The following is a 24,354-nucleotide window of genomic DNA, read 5'->3' as shown; positions in this document are numbered from 1 at the left end:
GACCTACAAACATTGAATATACAGGCAATTATACAACCTAAATACGACAGGAAAGCCAGGTGGTTCGTCGTTTCTTAATCCTGTGCGATACGGTGTTACATTAAACCGGCAGATAGACACTAAATGTAGCCCCCCGGTTAGGCTCACTGGTAGCGGTAATTGCCCCTCCATGATTAGCAGCTACTTTCTGACAAATAGCCAAACCTATTCCAGTACCCACAAACTCCCGCTTGCTGTGCAATCGTTGAAAGACCTGAAAAATTCGGTCTTTGTATTTCTCATCAAAGCCAATCCCATTATCGGCTATATCAAGGCAATAATAGGCTTTCGACTGCCGCAGTACAGGCAACGAAAGTGGTAAATCTCTGGCCAATAACTGGCTGATCCGTATCTGAACAACTGGCCTGACACCCGGCTGATGAAACTTAATCGCATTGGAAAGTAAGTTCTGAAATAATTGTCCCAGCTGTAAGGCATCCCCCTCAATTACGGGTAACGGATCAATCTGAATAACTGCTTTTGATTCATCGACCGCAATCGACAGGTTTTCCAGAACTTCGCGAAGTACATCGTTCAAATCGACTCGTCGGTGCGTAACCTGCTGAGTCGAAATACGGGAGAAGGTAAGCAGATCTTTTATGAGCATCGACATCCGCGAACTGGCCGACGTTAGCCGATCCAGAAAGTCTTTTCCTTTATCGTCCAGCGACGCAGCATATTCCTGTTTGAGGAGCGTACTGAACTGCTGAATTTTGCGAAGCGGTTCCTGCAAATCATGGCTGGCCACATACGCAAACTGTTGCAGATTATCGTTCGAACGGATCAAAAGCTGGTTGGCTTCGGTAAGTTCTTCGTTGATGGCGGTTAATTCTTCATTGGTCGATTCCAGTTCTTCTGTACGCTCCTGTACCTGTCGCTCCAGCGTAAGTTGAACCTCCCGTTGCTGGGTAATGTCCTGTGCAGTACCGCTCAGTACGGCCGGATTTCCGTCGGCATCATAAAATACACGGCCCTGTGCATGAATAATCCGAACCTGGCCGGTGAGTTGGTTGATGATCGGGTGTTCATTCTCGTAATAACCTGATGATCCAGGCTGTATAGCCTCTTCAATGGCCTCAATTACCTGCTGTCGGTAGCGGGCAGGTAGCGGGTTAAAGTCCTCATTTTGCACTTTTGCCTTGTCGGAGAGGCCCAGCCAGTCCATAAATCGTTCGGAACATGAAAACGCCCGGGTAGATGCATCCAAACGCCAGGTAGCCAGCTTGGCCAGTTCAATTGCTCCCAGTAGAGTAGCTTCTGTATCCTCTAACTTTTGTTTGGCCTCAATCAGATCTGTCACCTCGGCACCCGTATTCATGACCCCATATATCTGCCCTTCGGCATTGTACAAGGGTGTAAAACTGTAGTTGAAATAAAAAGGCTGTAACCTACCATCTACGTCCAGATCGACGCGCTGATGTCGGGCGTGAAACGGAATACCTGTTTCATAGACGCGGTCTAGCTGAGCATAGATACCCTGGCTTTCCAATTCGGGCAATAGGTCGGCGTAACGCTTCCCCACTACATCAGGGCCCTTTCCCCAAATGGTAATAATAGCAGAATTAGCAAACTGAATCTGCATCTGTGGCCCTACATAAATACCGATCGGAAAAGGGGCACTTTCGATTATACTCCGTAACGCCTGCGCACTAGCGGCTACTTCCTGCTCCGCTTTTTTACGATCTGTAATATCCTGCAAGGTTCCATTAAATCGGTAGGCTACCCGATCAGGTGTAAACCAGGCTTTCCCTTTTGCCCGTACAATCCGTTCGTCTTTCGTGACGGGATGGACCAGCGTGTAGTCTATATCGTAGTGCCCTCCTGATGCATATTGTAAGGCCCACTGAATGGCTTCGTCGACGCGCTGTCGATCTTTTTCGGCAACAACGCTGGTCGCCAATGGTAAGGCAACCTGCCCATCAGCAGGTAATCCAAACCATTCCTTCAGACGTTCATTGGCCGAAAAGGCATTCGAAGCCGGGTCCAGATCCCAGGTTCCCAGTTCGGTGGCATCAATAGCAAAAGCAAGCTGGTCGTTGGTTTCTTTGAGTTTGTGGATGGTTTGAACGTTCTCAGTGGTTTCGGTGCAGGTTACAAGAACGCCATCAATGTGGCCCTCATCGCCATAAACCGGGCTGTAACTGAATGTCCAGTAAATATCTTCGAGTTTTCCGTTTCGATAGAACGGAACCAGTTGATCTTCGTACCAAACCGCGTCGCCAGTTGTCATCACCTGATCGATCAATGGACCGATAAAGGGCCAGATTTCTCCCCAAACGTCTTCGCCCCGTTTACCCAACGCCGGGTGTTTTCCTTCATGGCCAAAGCTGGGCCGGTAAGCGTCGTTATAGAAACAGATGTGCTCGTCGCCCCAAAAAAGAAACATTGGGAATGCCGAATGCAAGACAATACCCAAGGTAGTACGCAAACTCTGGGGCCACCGATCAGGGGAGCCTATGGCTGTTTGAGGCCAGTCATAAGTCCGGGTGAGCGCCCCCATTTCTCCTCCACCCTGCCAAAAGGCCCATTTATGTTCAGAATTCAATTTATTCACAGTACAGATGTCGTTGAGTCATAAACCCTTGTACCAACGGGTATGTTTTTTCAAGGCATTAATTAGCAGGTTACACAACTTCGTGACAGGCTATTCCCTAAGTCAATGCAGAAACAGGCATTTATTTGCCTTATTAAAACGCCGAAGATACTTCATTGTAGACTCCTAAACCTACTTCCATAAAAACTCCTATCTAGGGGTAAAATTTATTTTTGTTTTACAGTCTATTGAAAATAAAAACACTATATTTATTTAAGAATATTGCTTTATGGTATCTAATAAGATATATTTTTTAATAAAGATAAATATTCCCATCTGGCTAGTAGTTACGTTTCGGAGGACCGCAGGGTCGGTCAATTTCACTTATGAATGTACTGATTACGGGGGGGGCGGGGTTTATAGGGTCGCATGTAGCCGATCATTTACTCGCTATGGGTTGCCGGGTGCACGTACTGGATAATTTTCATTCGAATTATTCGCGTGAACAGAAACTCCTGAACATTCGCTCAGGAATGAGCCATCCGGCCTATTATCTGCACGAGGGCGACATACGGGACGCCACTCGTCTGACTGATCTGTTTCGGCAGAATCCGTTCGATGTAGTGGTCCATTTAGCGGCTTTACCCGGTGTTCAGGCTTCGCTCCAGCGCCCGGACGTGTACACGGATGTAAACATCAATGGCACCCGTACCCTACTGAACGTCATGCATCAGTTTGGTGTTCGGAAACTAATCTTTGGCTCTTCATCGTCGGTTTATGGCGATCATCCCGCTATGCCCCTTCAGGAAGACTGCCAGCATCTGTTCCCGATTTCGCCTTATGCGCTCACCAAATATAAAGGGGAGCAGCTCTGCCGACAGTATCACGAACAATATGGCATGGAGATCACCTGTCTACGTTTTTTTACTGTCTATGGCCCCCGCCAGCGTCCTGACATGGCTATTTACCAGTTTTTAGAAGCCATCCGCCAGCAGCATCCGCTGACCATTTATGGTAAAGGTACTAGCCGTGATTATACCTATGTAGCCGATATTGTACAGGGAATCAGTAAAGCCATGTTTCGGATCGATGGTTTTGCGATCTATAACATTGGCAGCGGGAGCTATGTATCGTTACGTCAGTTGATTACCTTAATGGAAAGCGTGTCCAATCAAAAAGCGCTTATCATTCAAAAACCAGACAGACCTGGCGACGTAGCCCATACCTGGGCCGATTTAACGCTATCGAAGCAAAATCTGACTTATCAGCCTACCACGAGCCTGTCTGATGGTCTCCAGCAAATGGTCGACTGGTTAGCCAGCCGAAATGCACAGGCTACACTAAGTTATAGTAGCTAAACAACCCAGGCTTTTTGAATCTCTTCCGGATAAGTGGCCAGTTGTTTGCGGTCTTTGAGCGGTTTGGCTGGGGTACCAACACATACTTTATTGGCTGGTAACGACTTCAATACGGATGATCTGGCCCCAACGACCGTACCTTTTCCAATCGTTACACCGGGTGCCACGTACACATCGGTTGCCAGCCAGCATTCATCTTCAATAACGACGGGTTCGGTAAAAATGGCAAAATCAGCATTCAAATAGTCGTGCGAACCGGTGCAGATATAGCTCTTTTGCGAGATAATTACATTAGCTCCAATCGTAATAGGTCCTAAACTGTATAGTACGACATCATCACCGATGCGGCTCGAATCGCCAATGGTTACTTTCCACGGAAACTGCGTATGTACGGAAGGTCTGACCTGAACCCGCTGGCCTATATTAGCCCCAAAAATTCGAAGCAGAAACCGACGCCATCCATACATAAACTGAGGGGAAGTCCTGAAAAATAAGGATTCAACTATCCACCATAGCTGTACATACCAACCGGGTCTCCCTCGGAAGCCAGGAGGCAATTTAAAATTATCGATCTGTTGATACATAATATTGTCTATTCACTTAGTAATACATCAGTTATTGCGTCGGCTTCACCTGCTGGTTAGCTTTCGGGGCAATAAACCCGTCTTACGAATCGTGAGCATTCCACCGAGGTTGTTAGCGAAAATAGCTCCAGTATCATACGCCAGTTTAAGGCCCATAGTTACACTGCCCGTCACGAGAAGATTAGTTAGTTCCAGGCTCATGGAAAGCTGGTCGTAGGTTCTGGTTGAGTAATCAAACTCATAATACCGACTACCCGTCGCCAGGAGCACAGCCGAAATTCGTTGAAACAATACGGCATATGCCCCCACATGCACCGACTGAACATCATTGTTGTTGATGGGCAACCGCCTATAGGCAAAACTCCGGCTTAGCCAGGCACTCTTTTTCAATAATGCAGCCGGTATATCGGCCGTGCGGGTAAAAATTGGGGTACCAATAATAGCGCCCTGGTGTGTCCATCCGTCCAGATACTGACCATGAAAGAAATAGTCATCCCGTCCGTAAGGCAGTTTGGTGCCGCTTCGGTTGCGTGTGGTTATGAGTTCAGCCGTCAATTGCTTTAGCTGAACCACCGCCCCTGCATTCAACACGCCAGCTTTCCACCGGATACCAAAAAGACCATCCGGAAAATTCTTGAATGTCAAGCCCGAGTTATCGTCAAAAATATGCTGGGTGTACAGTAATAGCGATGCGTTTTTAAGCTGAATATCAAGGCCCGCATCAATAGAGCCCAGGTGATTGCCAACCTGATTGATGGTGTCAATTGTTGAGAATTGATCATCACTTCCTGGCTGACCAATCGGCCATACTACCGATTTATAGGCTTTTAGCGAACTGGGCAAATAGCCATTAGCTGACAAGAACTTGGAGACAGGGCCATCGGCGAGGGCTTTTGAGTAACCTCCCCATTGAGCAAAATGATTAATCCCTCCATAGAATCGGACTTTCCAGTTGGGTTTCCCCACCCGCACAAATACGGCTTTGGCGTGTAGCATGACATGTTGCATCGAATCGGTATCCGAGAACCAGCCATGACTGAAAAAAGCATTAACGGCGATCAGGCCTCTCGTAAATTTCAGCGGAGCAAAATCACGGGTTCCCAGTCGGATTTGTGTAATTGGTACGGCATTACCCGACCAGGCAATAGACCCAGACGTGAGCAGGGTATCGACCAGTCCATGAATCTCTTTCTGCCGGCCAATATAAAGCTCCCCATGCCCCAGACGAACAGCGACATAGGCTTCCGGCAACACCAGTCGCGAAGCCGAATTCAGATTACCAACAACCTCAATACCTGCTTTAATATAGGGTTTTCGAGTCTGTTGAGCATTGCCCCATAGACCCGTAGCACCTATTGTCCCAATTCCAGCGGGTAATTGCCAGGGAATTGTCCCAAACTGATTCGACCGCATCCAGAAGGGCGTACTTCCATTTGTGGAAGCCACACCACTGAGTTCAGCCCGATATTGAATTCCACTAGTTGTCGTTGTATCGTACGTCGGTCGATTCTGGAACTGAGCCACTACAACCGAAGGCATAACACCCAGTAATATACAAGCGAGATGAACTGCCCGAATAAGAAAATGCTGCCGATTCATCATGAGGCTTGATACACTGGTTATTGGTTCATTTCGACAAATGGACTCGCGGTCGTGGCCACCTACACTTGCTCGACAATGAGTTGTTCAGATACCGGGTTGACGATATTGATCATCTGAGCTTCAAATTGCTGAAGAATCTCGTTTTTGCTAAGATTTCTTCGGGCATACGCCCTGGCGTTTTTCCGGTAGACTGTCAAATCAGAACGAAAGGCCCGGTCGATCCCTTCAATCAAAGCCTCCAGCGAATCAGGCTCAATCAGTATGCCCATCTGCTCACTGGCTACTACCTCGTGCAGGGTGGTTCCTGGCACAGCCGAAACTAAGGCACAGCCACCAGCCGCCAGTATTCCAGTCAATTTAGAAGGCAACACCAGGTCGGAAGCCGATTTTTTCTGAAGCACCAGGTGAATATCGGCGGTCGCTAAAAGGGCCGACAATTTCTCATAAGGCTGTAACGGATAGAAAAATACGTTGGTCAGTTTGTACTGCTGTACCAACACTTCCAAACGTCCCTTACCCCCACCCGACCCAAAGATCAGAAATTTCATTTCTGGCTTATGAGCAAAATGCTTAGCCGCTTCAACGATTAACTCCAGCCCCTGTTTTTCGCCAATACTTCCCGAATACAAAATCACCTTATCCGTTTCCGTTAAGCCTAATTCATCCCGCAACGATTCGTGTACTGGCAATGGTTTAACAAAACCTTCATCTACCCAATTAGGGAACATAACACAATCCAGTTGCGTACTCTTTTTTTCGGTTACTTTCCGAATCATTCCCTCACTTATAGTCGATACGACCTTACAACGTTTTAAAATAAAGCGTTCTGCCTTAAATAATACATTCAGGAATTTTTCACTTTTTATCATCCCCATTTCTTTGGCAATATCAACCTGCAAATCCTGAATATGAAGCCAGACGGGTACATTTCGTACCATTGAATAGAGCACAGGAAAAAAACCAATATGAAACGGAGGAGCTACACAAATAACTACATCATAACGTTTCGAAAAAAACAGACGAATCCAGTAAAAAAAACTGCTCATCAGAAAAGAAAAATCGAGCAGCATCCTGCCAGATGCCGTTACTTTTTTAGGGACATAAACCGGGCACCGATGTACCTTGACCCCATCGACTACTTCCGTAAACCAGCCCTTATTTTTATAGTCGGAACGTACTTTCCATTCAGGATAATAGGGCATTGGCATAATAGCATCGACCTCGTGGCCCTGCTGTACCATCCAGGCAGCCATTTCGCCCGTATATTTACCAACACCCGTCAGCTCAGGTGCATATAAGATTCCATAAATTAGTATTCGCATAAATAAGAGTTTATGAAATTTATCAGGCGAAAAATATCTTAATTAAGTTTAGTACTAGGTTAACCAGTTTCTAAAACAAGCCTGCTAAGTGATTCCTGATAAATGAAGGATAGTCAGGCTAGAAAATAAAACAGGCTGGGAGTGGATTAGAAAGCGGTAATAACATCCGTAAAACGCCGGACTGAATTTTTAATGGAAAAGTTTTTCTCAAACGTACTACGGGCATTTCTTCCCATCGCTCGTCTGGCCAAATCATCAAGGGCTAAAAAGTTACTCAACAGTTGCTGTGTCCCTTGTAGTGTATCTTCATCAATAAAACCAGCAATACCTTCAGCAATTTCCCGCCATATATTCACCTGATTTGTCGTTAGAACAGGCTTACTACAAGCTAATGCCTCAACCAAAGCGATGCCGAAATTTTCCTGGTGACTGGGTAGTACAAAGGCTTCGCATCCATAAAAAGCGCCCCATTTAGCTGCCCCAGAAAGCATACCTGGAAAAAAAACCTGCCCTTTCAAACGAACGTCTTCCGAAACCAGGTTCATCATTTTTTCTCCATAGGCCGTATCTAAGCCCGGACCAGCAATAACCAGCTTAGGAATATCTTTCTTCTTTGACGAATATTCGTCAACCATCGCCGAATACGATTTAATCAATAGATCAATACCTTTTTTATAATTAATACGGCTCAGAAAAAGTAGATAAGGTTTATTTTTAACTTCAGGGCATTTGTTATAAAAGGCAGCTGCCATACTGTCTGAAAAAGCAGGAGGTTCTTCTATTCCGTAGCCTACATTTTTTGTATTTTTAGGCTGATATGAGTTAAATGTGTCTCTCGCTAATCGAAGCTCCTCCTCACAGGTAAACAATAGGCAGTCGGCATCATTTACGACATTTTTCTCCAAAAACTCCCAATAAAACCAGTTACGGATCGCCTTTAATTTTCGGCTCGATGCTTTTTGAAAATAGGGATCAAGCATCCCATGCGGCATTACAAATGTTTTTAACTCCTTATTGGTCGATTTCTTATAGCTTTTAATTGCCTTCCAGGCACCATAACTCGGATACAACCATAAACCATTTATAATTACCGCATCAAAACGATCGAGGTTTTCTTTTAACCACGGAATCAGTCGGGAACCATATTGCCAGCGGCCCACTTTAGGACCAAGCGCATGAATCCGGAATGAATCTTTTCCGAGGTAATCGGCCGAAGGGTCGTCAAGACAGGCAACCTCTCTAAAAATCCCTAATCGCTCCGATTCTTCAATAACATTTCGAATTCCCTGGCAGGGTCCTCCCATCGCCGGGTCCATACTATTAATTACATGGAGAAGTTTCATAGTCTGGTCAATGGTAAATGCCATGCATTACGAATAATGCTTCCTATTAATTTATCTAGCTTAGACTAGTTCAAAACCTGTCAGGATTGCTTAAATTGGATCTTTTCCTGTACTTGCTAAGTGTAGGGCTTACCTTTATAAAGCCTCTAAAAATTTTATTAAATTACTCGCCTGGCTATCCCAGGTTTTTTTCTGAAGAATTTTGGTACAGTCAGAAGCAATTTTTTTCGTTTCTTTCTCAGTCAACCGCAAGGTATTTTGCATTACTGTAACCCAACTTTCTGGCGATGAATCGGCTGGTTGAACTAATAAACTATTGTATTCTGGTGCAATACCTGGCATAGTAGGACCAATAATTGGCTTACGGTATTTTATGTAGAACAAGAGTTTAGAAGGGAAAATCATGTTATTAGTTTGATGGCTCAGATCCCGGGGATTCAGGAAAGCGGTAGCTTTACTACAGGCTTCATCCAGTTGCTCATCAGGAACAAAGCCATGAAAGCGAACTCTGCTATCTTCGGCAGCCAGTTTGTCTAATGCCGTGTTACTACGCTTGCCATAAAAATCAAAATAAACATCTTTATCAGGCATAATTTTTATGGCCTCAATCAACTGATTAATGCCGCCGTATTCTTCAAGCTTGCCTGCGTAGATAAAGACTTTTTCCGATGCTTTAACTGTATTGGGCAACGTACCGCTCCAACCGGCATCCAAATGAAGCTTATTCTCTAAAGGCGCATTACAATAGCCCCACCAAGAAAGAAAAACACTACCTTTTGACCGTCGGGTAGCCTGAAGAAATGTAGCCCAGTTATCCACTGTTGGGTCATTAAGATCCAGTACAATATTAACCCAAGGAATATCTGGATACTTCCGGCTAATTTTATCTAAGGCTTCAGAATAATAAGAGAGTGGATTATAATTTAATATAGCTATTGGCCTTGTTCCTTTTCGAAGCTCATCTTTAATGGCTTTTTCCAAAGAAAACGCAATTGATTTCGGGCGAATCCAGGGCAGGTTTACATAGCGAACCAAGGTTTGGTCAAAACTCTGTTCCAGATAGGTCGATTTTCCGGGAAACAATTTTCCTTTGGGAAAGGCTGAATCCCAGATAGGTGCATATGTCTTTACATCAACATTATTTGCTGATAAAGCCGACAGAAGCCCATACGACCATTGAGTTGCTGCTGCCGATTCACCAACATAATGTTTTAACCCTTCATAATTCAGGATCGATCCACACCAAAAAATCAGAGGTTTCTTCATTGTCAATTTCTATTTTAGTACAAGCTCGCCCGCATATTTTTCGTCTAGTACACTACCGACAACACGGGCTGGATTTCCAGCTACAATACTAAAAGCAGGTACATTTTTTGTTACGATAGAGCCCGCTCCTACTACAGCGCCATAGCCTATTGTTACACCTTTCAAAATAATTGATCTTGCTCCAATAAATACCTGATCTTCAATAGTTACCGGAGCTTCTGAGATATGATAGCGGGAATGTCGTAAATCAGGATGAATGGCATGTGAATCATTGTCGGTAATTAGAACACCACTACCCAATAAAACCTGGTTACCAATCGTAATTGTATGGCCGCATGAAATTGTAGCGCCCGACATACCTACTCCATTTCCAATGGTAATAGTAGCTCCTGGCCGAACGGCTTTGATAATAACTTTTTGCGATACGCCCAAAGAATTGTATCTGGGATCACTACAGGCAATCCAGTTTTTACCTATAGTTATTTTGGCTTTTCTATGTGCCTGAATCAATGGTGTACCATATATCCTCCAGGAAGAATGCCAAGCATTCAATTTCCAGTAACAATACATAATGTCCCTTGGAAATCGCCAGGCATAAAGAATTGTCCTTATTTTTTCTTTGGCGTTGTCGCTAATAGCCATGACTTTCTGCTAATTTTTCAACAAAAACAGATGGTTCTGCTACATATTTTGCTAGGGTACGGAGTTTATCATCCGGCATATTCCACCAATTGGAATCCAGTAATTTGTTCAATAAAGTTGGCTCAAACCGATAACGAATTACCTTACCCGGAACGCCCCCTACAATTGAATAGGCGGGTACATCTTTAGTGACGACAGCCCCGGCAGCAATAATAGCCCCATGCCCAATTTTAACCCCTCCTAAAATGATCGCTCGTGCCCCAATCCACACATCAGACCCAATTTGAACGGTGGGTTTATCTGCAAATGCATGGACACTTCCAAACCAATTTGCGCCTGATGATTCAGAAGAATAAAAACCAGGATAAGTAGATACAAAATCGACTGGATGCGAACCTAACCCACAAATAACCTCAGGGCCGATACTGGTAAAAGCTCCAATCTGCGTTCGAGAAAATTGACAGTTATTTCCAACGTAAGTATGCCGGTCAATCTTGCAATCGCCTACCATACTACCTGGTAATATTTTTACACCATTTGCCAGCACACTATCCAATGAAACAGTTGCCGAAAAGGCAATCTGGGCTTTCGGATATTTATAATTTAAATAAACGTAGCGAACGAAGCGTTTTAAGATAGTTTTCATCAATCTCACCAATTAGATTTATCTCGTAGGCTCTATTTAATTGGCAACCTGTAATTCCGTTGGCTTCTCTACATATCTATTTTTAGTATCAATAAGCACCGGCACTAAATTGACTTTAACACAGGTTATCATCAATCCCCAAAATACCAACAAACTATATACATGAAAATAGGGTAAGCCAAAAATAAAACCATCCAATACTTTTACAAGTATTATTTCTGAAAGCGATTTATAAATCGGGTCATTTGTTTGCAAATACAAATCTTTCAAATAGCTACGGGCTCGCATGAGGGAATATAAAAAGAACAGAACATAGGGCAATCCCCAGCGAAAAACTTCCTGAGCCCACCCAATTTCGATGGTGCTTCGTCGAACCAGCATATTGCTACTTACTTCAATAGTTGAATCGTAGGTACCAAATAAGCCATGACCTATGAGCCAGTCTATATAATTTGCTTTCCCAAATGCGTCGACCAATAAGGTAGACCTTGAATTACCTTCCCAATAAAACAGCTTTGTAACATCAAAATCTGTAAGAAAGTCATCAAACGTTTTCATCAATGATTCGATTTGATACTTCTCAGCCACCGATTGATCACGAACTTCGGAATTCTCAGTAAAAAAAGAGAATGCACCGATTGAATAGCCAACAACGAGAAGTACAAATAGAGTTACGCCTAATTTGCGTTTACCTAAATGAAAAATAGATCGATAAGCAAATAAAGCAATATAAAATCCCACCAACGTGTACGAGCGAGACCAAATTTTGGCGGCCGTAAATAGTAAAAGAAATATAGCTGACCAACCCCAAAGCAAATATTTTTCATTTCTGGGATAAAGCGCCAGCATTGAAATTGGTATCAGGCAATTATTTAATGACAGATGACCAATCCAGATATTATAGTCTGGTATAAGCACTAAACTTGTATAGATTAGCACCACACCTGCTGGAAGTGCAATAATTGAAAATTTAAATAATTGTCTAAATGAAGCTCCCATCCGCGTAGCGAGCGCCATATTCAACCCATATAATAACAAAAGGTAATAGCTTCCCTCAAGAATGAACCCATCTGTGAATGTTTTAAACTGAAAGTCAACAAATACGTCCATTGTTATTCTGATTATTGGATAACCCAGCGTAATCAAAAGTAATGGAAGGGCTTTGGGCCACGTTATTACATTTTTATATTTATAAATATTTACAGAAGAGATAATAGTTATTATAATAATACCAACGGCCGCTATATACTTCAACGTATTAATACTCAGAATAACACCAATCCATGTGAACACTGAGCACAACAAAATGCTGATTAAGAAATAATAGATTGATTTATTTTCTCTTCTCATATTTTTAGCAGTTTTCCAGAACTTTCGGCTGTACAAAAAATCCGGCGTGCGCATTCTCGTACTTACCGCTCAACACATTCAAATAGCTTCCAATATCGATGACTGGGCAGTTCAAATGTTTCAAATCAGCGACCACTCTTGCAGCACCAATACCGGCTGCCACCAATACAATGTCAGGCTGTATACGAGGCTTTATTAATGTATAATCATCTTTTAACGCAGCGGTTGGAGAGCATCTATAAAAATCATAATTAGCAACGCCAATTCTATATAACCTTTCACCTAATGCATCCTTTTCACGAGTGTCTAGCCCGGATATTACCAATACATTTTTACCGCTTAATAATTGCTCACTATGATTAGCAATAATAGCCTGAGCGAAGTGAAAAGGAATATAATTATTTCGATTTAAGCTGACACCTATTTTATTAAATAGGTCCTCCATATTCTTATTATATTCGATAAAAGCATTTAATCCATTATTATTCCAGTATATAGCCAGCTTCCCTTCTTCTGATACAGTTTTAATGCATTTCTCTAGAATAGTCTGTAGCTGTTTTTTCTCTGCACGGGAGTAACTCTCTCCCCAGGAAGTTTTCCAGGGTGATTTAAACAATTCGTATTTTACATATTTTAGCAAACTCAGGAAGGGCTTATTTTTCCAGTTTATCTGATAGCCAAATAAGAACCGCATTTCACCATCGGCAATTCTGTAAACTGGGAAGTATCTTTCACCAATTGCAGAAGAAATCTCTTCAATAAAGTCAGAAAACCAAGCCTCGCAGGTTGTCTCATAAAACGAAATAGCGTCTAAGCGATTTCCATAAACAACCTTACCTTCGCCGTTACTAAGTGTATCAAGATCGATGAAATTTCTCTTATTCATCTTATATAGAGTTAAAAGCAAGGGAAATAAAGCCAACTAAATTGTATACAATTCGTACCTGACTCTCTAAGGTGGAGTTGAAATAAATTTTTATCAGGTTTACTACGCTTAATCCATTAGTGCGTTATATAGCAAGATCAATCGTAGTTATGCCATTCGTTTTACTAGTAGGTTTTTAATGGAATTTATTTCAAGAAGTATACCTCGGGAAAATGACTTCCAGGTGTCTTCTGTCAGTATGAGTGAATTCTTTAATACATAAGGGATTAAAACAAGATCAGCTACAATAGTCGATAAGGCTGCTCCTTCAATTCCTTGAAAATAGCATAAAACAATACAGGCAATGAAGCCGACTAACGTAGATAGTAAGTATCGGATCGCTAATCCTTCATGTTTATTACTGGCAAGATGGACAACGCTGCTCGTAAACCATACGGCATTAAATGGAATTGGAATAAGGAAAATAATTAACAAGTGATTGGAAATCGTTATATTTTTTCCTACCCACAGCCCATACAGATCTTTTCCAAAAAGCATCAAAAAGATAGTACCAATACAAGCCCCAATTATAGAAACTCCTACACCCAATCGATGCAGTTTAGAGGCCCTACCCATGTCATTACTTCCAAATAAGTGGCTCATTTCAGGCCATATGGCCTGATTAACCAATTCCATGGCCTGATTAATGGTACGTATTAAGGTTCGGGTCGTGCCAAAAACCGTAACCGCATAAGGCCCCAGAATAGCTTGTATGATCAACAGGTTACCTTGAAATACGAGCGCATTTCCTAATGGAAAAGCCTGAAATGCCATGCCTTTCCAGAATAAATCCCTGAATCGGGATGGTTGCACATCCTTTAAGGAAAATGTTAGGAGCGGCATACTTTTTCTGCTTAAAAACTGATACAGTCCCAGAAAAAGCACCGTAGATCCCAACACTGCCAAACCAAGATAATCGAATCGGGTTGTGTATCGTAAAACAATGACCATCAACAGCAATTCCACCCACGGCATAAAACTTCCGATCAATACCGATAAATGGGCTTTCCGGGCAGCTCGAAATCGACTATAACTTACATCAATCAGAAATGAGACAAAGACAGAAATAGCTAACCAGTATACCGCTTTTGATATTTCACTTTGGCTTTTTTGCCCTATGAAACCTTCCCATGGAATCATTGGCACCAATATGGTTGCCAGTATACCTCCAACTATACCAATTATCGTTGTTAACGTCAACGTTGTCGAATAGACTTTTCTGGCGTTATCAACTTCATTCGCTGCCAGTAGCATCGACATTTCATTCGCTGCTACATTACCAAATCCAAAATTTGCTAACCGTATCCAGGCCGGAAGAGATGCCAGCACTAACCAGCGACCATAATCTTCTACCCCTAACGCTGAAATAAGTAGCGGCACCTGCACTAATCTAAATAGTACATTTGACAGTTTACTCCAGGTACCAGCGCCTATATTTTTTAGAATACTTCCTTTAACAGACATTGTCCTTAATAAATTATAGGCTAATAAGAATTGGCTTTTCCGGGCGATAATACCCAACAACCAACTACTCCAAACCTGCTATTTTATACAGTCTGAGCACGTATTATAAGAAGTTGGCTTTAAGCTGGCAGGTCATTTTAGATTCTTTAACTCAGCCATTTTTTAGAGCTTTTTTTCTCGCCGTAGGCATAATTATAGCCATAGCTATAACTGTAGTATTCTTCATCGCCCCCACCGACTGCATTTAACACAATGTTGAGTTTGTTAAAGCGCTTCTCCTGGTGAATGGTCTCCACCATTTTCATATAGCTTTTGGGCGTTAAATCATGGCGAACAATAAATAGCGTAGCATCTGCAAATGGAGCAATCAACTGTGCATCCGTTACCAGCCCAATTGGTGGCGCATCGATAATCACATAATCGAAATGCTGACGCAACTCCTGAATGAGCGTTTCCAGACGTGGGCTGCTCAATAATTCAGATGGATTAGGCGGTATCGGCCCCGACGTGATGATGTAATAGTTTTCTGTGTTGGGAATTGGCTGTATGATATCCTCGATCCCAGCCTCACCAATCAAATAATTACTGATGCCTGTTCCGACCGGGAAGTTTTCCAGGGAATGGCGCAGACGGGGTTTCCGTAAGTCCATTTCAAGAATAACGGTGCGTCGGCCAACCAAAGCCAGACTGGCACCCAGATTTAAGGAAATGAATGACTTGCCTTCGCCACTAATACTCGACGTAAATAAGAGGGCCTGACTTCCTTCCCGACTCTCCCGCAAAAACTGAAGGTTGGTTCGTAAAGCTCGAATCTGTTCGGCAATAACCGACTGATTTCGTGCTTCTACGATTATTGCCTGAGTGTTTTTATTCTTGATCACCTCGCCAAGAATCGGCACGTTCGTTCCTTCTTCTACGTCTTTCCGGCGCATGATGCGATTATTCATGGCATCGCTGGTGGCAAGTACACCTACGGGCAATAATAAACCAAGAAAAGCGAACAGAACGTAGGTACTCGGCCGATCGGGCTTAACGGGTTTTGCATCGCTACGGGCCACATCTACAGTGCGCGAGTCTGAAATGGTCGATGCAAACGATACAGCCGTTTCTTCCCGCTTTTGGAGCAGATACGTATACAAGTTGTTCTTGATGGCCTGCTGACGGGTAATATCCATTAGGGCCCGTTCTTTTGTCGGAATACTCCGAATGACGCCTTCCATTTTGGAATTCGTTGCTGCATATTGCTGCTTGGCTGTTGTCAGCATGGCTTTCATCGTAGCCACGTTGTCAAGAATACTGTTTTTGGTAGCGTGTATCTGGCTATCAATTGTTTGCAGTACAGGGTTTTGATCCGAAGTCGTCCGTGCCAACATATCCCGTTGCGCTTCCAGTTTGGTAACGTTTTCGATCAATGCCAGTAGCGTAGGATCGCTAAGGCCCAGTGTAGCTGGCGTACCTGCTCTATTGCCTGGTTGTTGCTTTATATAATGCTCCAGATCGTTTAAGGCACCTAATTGAATGGTTACCTGATTGAGCTGAGCGTCATTTTCCTGCACTGTTTTCAAAAATTCTTCTGCCTGTACCCCCAGGTCGGTAATACCCTGCGCCGATTTATAGGCTTCTACGCCACGTTCAACGGATTGCAGTTCGCTTGAGATAAGCTTCAGCCGCTCATCAATGAAATTCAGGGTATTAGCTGCAACCCGGTTTTTATCCAAAATGGCAGCTTCGTTATACACTTCGATTAACCGATTCAGTATCGCTTCGCCTTTATCAGGAACAGCCGTTTCCAGAGTCAGCATGATTACGGTCGATGCTTTACTGGTGGGTTCAGCCTTGAGTTTCTTGACCAGATCACTCACCAGCTTCGTCTGTCCCACTACTGATACATATACGGGCTCGCTCTTACTGGATACGGGTCGGCGGGTAAAAAGACGAATTCGACCATAAGGCGTCTGTACACTGCTATTCAGAGGATATGGCTTGTCGTTCAGCGTAAACGTCTGATTATCGTTAAAACGGATCGTCAGATAGTCGTCGTTATAAAGCGATGGTGTTGCCTGTTCTATAATGAACCGTATCGGTGATTTTTCGTAGATCTCACGCTTCCCATAGGGTGTGTCCTGATAGTAAAAAACATTAAGATTCAATTGTTTAGCAACCCGGTCCATCAGGGTATACGATTTTAGAATCTCAATTTCATTTTCGACTACCTTTTTGGGGGCGAAGATCTCCAGCTCTTTCAGAATGTTTTCCTGATCAAGCCCTTTCTTTTCGTCCTTGATCAACAAACTGGACTGGCTTTTATAACTGGGAGCCTGATAACGTAGGTATATATACGCACCAGCCAGCATCAAGCCAATAGACAGTACAAACCAATACCAGTTGCGCAGATAACGAAAAACAATCGCTCGTAAGTTAATAGCATCACTATCAACGTTCTGATACGATACGTATGAGTAATTATTGACTGGATTGTTCATTGGCGTTGAATATTTTTAGATAACAGTATTATGAATAAGATCACCATGCATTCACGTTTTCACTGCCACTCAGCATGGGTTTGACAGTCAGCCAGCACAGTTTTAAATCGACCAGCAGCGATTGCCGTTTTGCATAATGCAGGTCGTAGCGAACCCGATGTCTCATCTTGATTATGGCCTCAGTCTGACCACGGGCACCACGTACTTGCGCCAATCCCGTAATGCCGGGGCGGATGGCATACCGTTGCGGATACTTATCGATCTCCCGCCAGAACATATTGTCTAATTGAATCGGGTGCGGCCTGGGCCCTACTACACTCATATCCCCCATCAGTACATTCCAGAATTGCGGCATCTCGTCCAGGTTCGTTCGACGCAGAAAAGCACCCATTGGAGTTACGCGGGGATCGCCCATTTTAGCCTGCTCGAATTCCGAATTCTTCTTGAAATACATCGTTCGAAATTTCACACACCGAAAAACCCGACCATTGCGCCCTGTACGGAGTTGGATATATAAACCGGGGCCCGGCGATGTTGCCCAGATAATGAGGCCAAGCACGGGAATTAGCCAGGAAAGAACAAACATGCAGACCAACAGCGCTACAACAATATCAAAAACCCGTTTACCGTACTGGGCATACCAGGTTTGGTCTGTCATCCCGATCACACGATCTCCGACCTGTTCGGGATCTACTTTTGGAAAAATAGAGGAGTCTAACGAAATCATGTATAGGTTGAATTAGCATGGAGATATACTATCAATACCTTCAAGTACAACTCTTATTAACGCGTAACGATAATTGCGATAAAAGAAAGCGCACTCAGAGCCATGGGAATAATCTGGTAAGTCCGATCGGCTGAAGCAGCTCGCGATTGACCCGGCTCTACATAGACCACATCGTTGGGATGCAGGTAATAATAAGGAGACTGAAGAACGCTTCGTTTGGTTAAATCAAGTTTATTATAGGTGCGCTTCCCGTTCTCCTGACGAATTACCAGAACGCTGTTTCGGCGACCAAATATGGTCAGATCGCCAGCCAGTCCCAGCGCTTCGGGTAAGGTAATCTGCTCATTGGTAATATTATACAGTGATGGTCTGCTTACCTCACCTAATACGGTTATGCGGAAGTTCAGGTTTCGAATACTGACCGTTGGCTCTTTGAGGTAAATCTTAAGCTTTTCCTGAATCATATCGGCGGCCAGGGCATTCGTCTTACCGGCTACCAGTACCGGCCCGACCATGGGCAATACGATAGTTCCGTCGGCAGCTACCAGATATCCTGCATTAGCTGGTAACGGGGTTGTCTGTTGGTAACCGTAGGTTCCGGTACGATCAGAAGCCGTAATAGGCGCATAAGGGTTGAAAAACGTAGTGGCTTCTGGATTTAAGCTGTTTACCTGAACCGATAGTAAATCGCCCACCTGAATAGTCGTTACATATGGTTTGGCAAGCACACTATCAGCCAATGTTGACTCCCCCTGAAAGTAGGCTAGTTTCTTCGGTGTTACACAACTTACTAGCGAAACCAGTACGAAAAAGGCGATTAGTCGGGCTGGAAAAATAACAGAGCTCCCTTTAAAATCAGGAAGCGTGTACAGTCTTTTCATCACAAGCGAGAGTAAGGTTGAAAAAGGATGCATTCATAATTTCTATTTGTTTATGTGGATGTACAGTTCAAAGATAATTTGTTACCAAATATAAAAAAAGTTTTCTTGAATATATTTTTAATAAAAAATAATTTACAATGGTTTTATCAGTAAAATTAAGAATATAATTCTAACTATATCTAAATATATAAAATATTATACTGATTTAAAATGCAAATTAAAATTAATTATAATATAAATGTTTTTAATTAATATAAACTTATTTTTTATTAAATATTTACAATTTCCATACTTCGTAAACATAAATGACACTCATTACGGCTACTTCAGGCAACCGATTTTGGGGCGAATTATAGTGTCATACCTACTAATGCCTGGAAATTTTTAGTGTTTTCGCCATACGCTTTAACAGCTACTCCTGTGGTCAACCCGTTAGCAAACCGATAGAGCAATCCATACTTCTGATAGGTAGCGGGTTTATACCCAAAGGGCCGAACTAGATTCCATCCCATATGGGCCGTAAAGGCAAAATGCCCTTGCCAGAATTCGTACCCCCCCAACACGGTGACCTGTCGATAAGGCTGATAATGGCCTGACCAACGTAAAATCTGCTCTTTAAAGTACCGATCATCCAGTAGCTCGACACCTCCTGAGATAACATGTGTGCGTGTCAGATGGTAGCCTCCTATCAGATTCAGGCCAAAGATTGGGTAGCCTCTCTCCGGTTCTTTATCGGTCGCTTCAAGTACCTTAACCGATGCCAGAGCAAGGCCTCGAACCATCCAGCGCTTAACCGGCTCCGAAACCTGTTTATAGTGAGGGGGACGTACTATTTTACCTGTGTAGTACGTCAGCCCAACCGTTGCCGATGGAATATTCAACCCTTCATTGGGCAGCCTCACCCCTGCATTTGATATGTGTTTGTAATCGAACCCGGCTAGTAGCTTCCAGTGAGTAGAAATAGCATAGCGGCCATATAGGCCCGTGCCAATAAGGCCATTGACGGGTGTTCCAAATGCTCTATTACCCGGATTTGTTACTTCATCGTAAAAACGAGAAACATACGCAATCCCAGCCAGGGCTCGCACCGACACATCCCATCGCGTGCGATGAAGCAGTATTGGTTCAAAAAATAATCCTGCTCCAATCGACTGGCCTAGTGCTACAGGGTTCCGAAATGAATAGGCGTTCAGAAAAACACCGGATCGGTACAGGCAATGACACTGCTCCCATGCCTGCTGGCTCGTGTGCATCCGGTTATAGCGTACCTCAAACCCAACCGGTGCCTGCGTAGACACAGGAACGATTCGATTGGAGGCATACAGGCCAGCCAATAGATTGAGCCCTACTTCACGTTCATCCGACGCTTGATTCATCTGGCCTAACGCTACAGGTATATACAAGCTATACAAGGCCGCATTGACCCCAATAAAGGCCAGCCTACGCATGTATGCATTTCGCTGAAATCGCATCGTTAAGGAAGACTCTGACTACTTATTTAGATTATCTGCCCTGTAACTGGGAGCGCGAAAGCTGCAATACAGGGCTCAATTTTTTTGAAGATGTACTTTAAACCACTAAACTGGACTTACTCATGAAATAGTTGAAGAAAATACATTTTTTCATACTTGAAGGTACATAATAGAGAACCGTTTTTGAATATTCTTTGCTATATTCGAACAAATAGTTAACAAATCAAATTTTTAATCTATTATTTATTAACTAATATCAAATTTAGTAACATAAATTCAGTTCGTATTTAACCAATAGACTATGCCTTTATCTATAGTAGTAATGACCTATTTATTGGGGCTAGGCCAACCAGTATCTGCGACTCCTCCAGACTCGTTGCGCCGAGACCAGCCTCAACAAGCCATTAGCGGGTACTTAGGCACAACGGGACCAGGTATTTTATACAACCGGGTACTCAGTCAGTCTAATCGGTTGATCCTGCGTGTTGGAGGCCAATATGCTGCGTATCGGCAAACAGTCCGTTTGAAAGCCTCGTCCGATTCCTATATACAGATCAACCCCGACATTACGATTGGCATGGCACTAGCCTCGTTGAAATGGCATCCTTTTCAGAAAAGTTCGTTTTTCGTTACGGGTGGCGTGGGTTATACCTGGCATCCTGACATGCGCTTTATACTTAGCGCAGAAAACAAACTGGACTTGGATGGGCTCGTAATGACGCCTGAGGATGTGGGCACTGTCAATATTGGTTTTCGCTGGCACCCGGTAGTGGGTTACTTAGGCTGGGGATTTGGTCGTAGTCTACCTAATAAACGGTTTGGTGCAGGAATCGAAATGGGCGTCTTTTACCTGGGTAAGCCATCGGTTAGCCTTGACTATGAGGGCTTCCTGGAAACTACCACAATCGATGAACAAGTCCCCATCGTGGAGCGCAATTTATCGAACTATCGCTATCTCCCCACAATCAACCTGACCCTTTCGTATACCCTTACCAACGCACGGAAGCGTACTCAATCGGTTAATTAGATCACATTAGACCTTGCGTATCAGATCGTTCATACTATCCTGCTCGCTTTATCCATGTACATTCGATATCTCCTTTATTGTCTGCTGGTAGGCCTGATGAGCCTTGAGGCTTGTAAAAACCCACTCGATGGCGTTAAACTTGGTTTGAAAGATCCTATTGATGCTGGTGTGATCGAATGTCGCTTTTACGATCCGGCCAATAAACCGCTTCCAACCAATACTCAGGTGAAGATGGCAGGACCAGATGCAGGCCAGGTTGTAACAACCGTAAATACGACCCGCTACAAAATCAACAGCGATGGTATTTTGCTGGCCGCCGTATCGCCCGATGCTGCGGGTGCGGTTTCTTCCCAGCATCCTTTCCGCTTTTCGGTGGTGGCCGAAGCTCCCGATTACTTAACGATTATACAGCCTTTCGTACTAACCAACCTGAACCGGCAATCCCGTTCGCTACGCTGGATAAGCTTGCAAAACCCACCACCCACCCTTGCAGCCGCCCGAACCACTGGATCGGCCAATTCCGACGGAACTGTTAAGGCGGCCTTTACCACTACCACCACGCAGCGAACCAGCGATGCCGACCATGCTACAGTAACAATCCCAACCGGAGCGAAACTAACCGATCGTGATGGACAACCCATAGGTGGCGACCTAACCCTGGCGGTTATCCATACAAATGCTCGCAGCGATTACGCTACGGCTTACATTCCCGGAGGTGGCGTGATGACGAACGTTAACGGCCGTAATGGTGGGCCATCGCTTGGTAACATTCGCGTTTTATCCATTGCCGGTTCGGTAACAATACAACTGTATAACAACCGCTATGATCTGGTCCGAACCAGCTCGCAACCGCTCCCCTTGACTATGGAACTGAATCCCGGCACGTATAACGTAACGGCTGGGCGGGCGATCCAGGCAGGTGACTCCATCCCATTGTATAGCTTTGACGACTTTACGTACCGATGGCAGGAAGAAAAACCGGGCGTCATAAAACGGAATCCACAAACCAATCGGCTTGAATATCAGGCTACTGCCCCTTACACAGCCGGGTATGTCGTAGGTTGGGGCGAATCGATCTGTTCAGTAGGACCTGTCTTTAAGGTGAGCAGCAAACTGGCGAATGTCGATGTAAATTATCTCTGCAAACTGATCGATGTGTCGACGGGTCAGCAGACAGCCAGTTTTTACGCGAATGTCAATAATGGGTCGGTCATCAGCATTTACAATCAGTCACGAAACCGACGGCTGAAGCTGCAAGTATTCGATGAAACCGATGCCTGGGGCAAAGGTGCCAAAGGGGGATTGATAGCGGAATCAGGTCCTGGCTCAACCTGCGATCCGACCCCAGTGGCTATTAACCTGGCCCCCCTCCCAGTGCCTCCGGTTATGGATTTAGAATTTACCTTTTCCTGCCCGGGCGGCACTAAACTGGACGAATCCTCGCTGCCATCTTTGATCAAAACCCAGTACAGCGAGGTCGGAAAGGAAAACTGGCACGATCTGATTACGGCAACTCGTTACCAGCGAAAAGTAACATCATATAAACTGCAAATTGGCCGATATTATGATTTCCGGGCCAGTACCGATGGCGGAGCAACCTGGCCACTTCGTCAGGATAACTACCTGGTTGATAAGCCCGACTGGACGCTTAAAATCAAAGCCGAAATGTATTGTAAATAAGCCAACATTCCTACTTATGCAGGCCTCCCCCTATCTATCGATTGTTGTTTGCGTGTTCAATGAAGCGGGCAACTGCCAGCCACTAGTTCGGCAAATTCAGCAGGCTTTATCGGTATTTGATTATGAATTAATCTATGTGAACGATGGCTCTACGGATCAAACCTTACTCGAACTGCGAGCCCTGGCACAGGATCGACTGCGCATTCTAGACTTACAGAAAAATTACGGGCAGAGTGCAGCGCTCCAGGCCGGAATCGACGCGGCCCGTGGGGAATATGTTGTCACGATGGATGGTGATTTGCAGAACGATCCCGCCGATATTCCGCAGATGCTGACACTGGCTATTGAAGGTGATTACGATCTGGTAGCGGGTATCCGTGCACACCGGCAGGACCATGCTATTCTGCGAAAATGGCCCAGTCGGCTCGCGAATGGCTTGATAACCCGCACAACCGGTATACGCTGGACCGATTATGGATGCACGCTGAAAGTATTCCGGGCCGATCTGGCAAAGCGGCTGAAAATTTATGGCGAGTTGCACCGCTTTATCCCGATTCTGGCTCATCTGGAAGGAGCCCGGATGATGCAGGTACCTGTCCGGCACCACGCCCGTCAGGCTGGCAAGTCGAAGTATGGCATGAACCGTACCCTGAAAGTAATAAGTGACCTGATGCTTATACTTTTCCTGAAAAAATACCTTCAGAAACCCATGCACCTGTTTGGCGGTTGGGGTGTCCTAAGCTCATTGTCAGGCCTTGGCCTATTAAGTTATTGGCTGATTCAGACAGCTTTCGGCCATAGCGAAACGGGGAACTCACCCCTGGTCATTGGGATAGTCTGCTTTCTGGCAGGGTTGCAATTTATAGGCTTTGGGATCATGGCTGAGCTTCAGATGCGCACATACTTTGAGTCACAGCATAAAAAGCCCTACACGGTACGAAAGATCTATTCGAATGAGGTGGCTGTTCTTCCTTCCATATCAACTGTCTTTCATAGCCAGGCCGGCTAAT

At 44.3% G+C, this 24,354-nt stretch carries 19 protein-coding genes; 4 read left to right on the top strand and 15 right to left on the bottom strand.

Annotated features, from left to right (window positions below):
• Positions 1-100: 100 nt before the first annotated feature.
• Complete coding sequence (locus tag B5M13_RS12750; RefSeq protein ID WP_080056023.1) at positions 101-2,539, bottom strand: PAS domain-containing protein; 2,439 nt, start codon at positions 2,537-2,539, stop codon at positions 101-103.
• Between the two features lie 419 nt (positions 2,540-2,958).
• Between B5M13_RS12750 and B5M13_RS12745 the strand changes: the two genes are divergently transcribed.
• Positions 2,959-3,930 (top strand): NAD-dependent epimerase/dehydratase family protein, encoded by a 972-nt coding sequence (locus B5M13_RS12745; protein ID WP_080056022.1) that lies wholly within the window; start codon positions 2,959-2,961, stop codon positions 3,928-3,930.
• On the opposite strand, the gene B5M13_RS12740 is transcribed toward B5M13_RS12745, so the two are convergent.
• The 14 genes from B5M13_RS12740 to B5M13_RS12675 all read right to left on the bottom strand — a co-directional run bounded on the left by B5M13_RS12740 (position 3,927) and on the right by B5M13_RS12675 (position 20,637).
• Positions 3,927-4,514: a putative colanic acid biosynthesis acetyltransferase gene (locus tag B5M13_RS12740; protein ID WP_155297244.1), complete on the bottom strand. Its 588-nt coding sequence runs from the start codon at positions 4,512-4,514 to the stop codon at positions 3,927-3,929. The genes B5M13_RS12745 and B5M13_RS12740 overlap by 4 nt on opposite strands.
• Before the next feature lie 45 nt (positions 4,515-4,559).
• Positions 4,560-6,116: a capsule assembly Wzi family protein gene (locus B5M13_RS12735; RefSeq protein WP_080056020.1), complete on the bottom strand. Its 1,557-nt coding sequence runs from the start codon at positions 6,114-6,116 to the stop codon at positions 4,560-4,562.
• A 59-nt stretch (positions 6,117-6,175) separates the two neighbouring features.
• Positions 6,176-7,438: a WcaI family glycosyltransferase gene (locus B5M13_RS12730; protein WP_080056019.1), complete on the bottom strand. Its 1,263-nt coding sequence runs from the start codon at positions 7,436-7,438 to the stop codon at positions 6,176-6,178.
• 146 nt (positions 7,439-7,584) lie between these two features.
• On the bottom strand, positions 7,585-8,781 hold the full coding sequence (locus B5M13_RS12725) for a glycosyltransferase (RefSeq protein ID WP_080059910.1): 1,197 nt from the start codon (positions 8,779-8,781) through the stop codon (positions 7,585-7,587).
• 135 nt (positions 8,782-8,916) lie between these two features.
• Complete coding sequence (locus B5M13_RS12720) at positions 8,917-10,047, bottom strand: glycosyltransferase (RefSeq protein ID WP_080056018.1); 1,131 nt, start codon at positions 10,045-10,047, stop codon at positions 8,917-8,919.
• Between the two features lie 9 nt (positions 10,048-10,056).
• Positions 10,057-10,689: an acyltransferase gene (locus B5M13_RS34540; RefSeq protein ID WP_080056017.1), complete on the bottom strand. Its 633-nt coding sequence runs from the start codon at positions 10,687-10,689 to the stop codon at positions 10,057-10,059.
• Entirely contained in the window at positions 10,679-11,335 is a 657-nt protein-coding gene (locus tag B5M13_RS34535) for a CatB-related O-acetyltransferase (protein ID WP_080056016.1), read from the bottom strand. Before B5M13_RS34535 ends, B5M13_RS34540 begins: the two co-directional genes overlap by 11 nt.
• Positions 11,336-11,371: 36 nt before the next feature.
• Complete coding sequence (locus B5M13_RS12705; protein ID WP_080056015.1) at positions 11,372-12,445, bottom strand: hypothetical protein; 1,074 nt, start codon at positions 12,443-12,445, stop codon at positions 11,372-11,374.
• A 244-nt stretch (positions 12,446-12,689) separates the two neighbouring features.
• Positions 12,690-13,571, bottom strand: a complete 882-nt coding sequence (locus B5M13_RS12700) for a beta/alpha barrel domain-containing protein (RefSeq protein WP_080056014.1) — start codon at positions 13,569-13,571, stop codon at positions 12,690-12,692.
• Between the two features lie 147 nt (positions 13,572-13,718).
• On the bottom strand, positions 13,719-15,074 hold the full coding sequence (locus tag B5M13_RS12695) for a lipopolysaccharide biosynthesis protein (RefSeq protein ID WP_080056013.1): 1,356 nt from the start codon (positions 15,072-15,074) through the stop codon (positions 13,719-13,721).
• A 146-nt stretch (positions 15,075-15,220) separates the two neighbouring features.
• Positions 15,221-17,557: a GumC family protein gene (locus B5M13_RS12690; protein ID WP_080056012.1), complete on the bottom strand. Its 2,337-nt coding sequence runs from the start codon at positions 17,555-17,557 to the stop codon at positions 15,221-15,223.
• 40 nt (positions 17,558-17,597) lie between these two features.
• Complete coding sequence (locus B5M13_RS12685) at positions 17,598-18,284, bottom strand: sugar transferase (protein WP_080056011.1); 687 nt, start codon at positions 18,282-18,284, stop codon at positions 17,598-17,600.
• A 56-nt stretch (positions 18,285-18,340) separates the two neighbouring features.
• Positions 18,341-19,168 (bottom strand): polysaccharide biosynthesis/export family protein, encoded by an 828-nt coding sequence (locus B5M13_RS12680; protein ID WP_155297243.1) that lies wholly within the window; start codon positions 19,166-19,168, stop codon positions 18,341-18,343.
• A gap of 347 nt (positions 19,169-19,515) precedes the next feature.
• On the bottom strand, positions 19,516-20,637 hold the full coding sequence (locus B5M13_RS12675; RefSeq protein ID WP_245859979.1) for an acyloxyacyl hydrolase: 1,122 nt from the start codon (positions 20,635-20,637) through the stop codon (positions 19,516-19,518).
• Positions 20,638-20,938: 301 nt separating this feature from the next.
• On the opposite strand from B5M13_RS12675, the gene B5M13_RS12670 reads away from it, so the two are divergent.
• Genes B5M13_RS12670 through B5M13_RS12660 form a run of 3 tightly spaced genes read left to right on the top strand, consistent with a single transcriptional unit; the run spans position 20,939 to position 24,353 of the window.
• Positions 20,939-21,664, top strand: a complete 726-nt coding sequence (locus tag B5M13_RS12670; protein WP_245859976.1) for a hypothetical protein — start codon at positions 20,939-20,941, stop codon at positions 21,662-21,664.
• Between the two features lie 54 nt (positions 21,665-21,718).
• Complete coding sequence (locus tag B5M13_RS12665) at positions 21,719-23,344, top strand: hypothetical protein (RefSeq protein WP_245859974.1); 1,626 nt, start codon at positions 21,719-21,721, stop codon at positions 23,342-23,344.
• A gap of 16 nt (positions 23,345-23,360) precedes the next feature.
• Positions 23,361-24,353: a glycosyltransferase family 2 protein gene (locus B5M13_RS12660; protein WP_080056010.1), complete on the top strand. Its 993-nt coding sequence runs from the start codon at positions 23,361-23,363 to the stop codon at positions 24,351-24,353.
• Position 24,354: the final 1 nt, after the last annotated feature.

This window comes from Spirosoma aerolatum, assembly GCF_002056795.1.
GTDB classification, from domain to species: domain Bacteria; phylum Bacteroidota; class Bacteroidia; order Cytophagales; family Spirosomataceae; genus Spirosoma; species Spirosoma aerolatum.
This window is presented reverse-complemented; position numbering and strand designations above follow the sequence as displayed.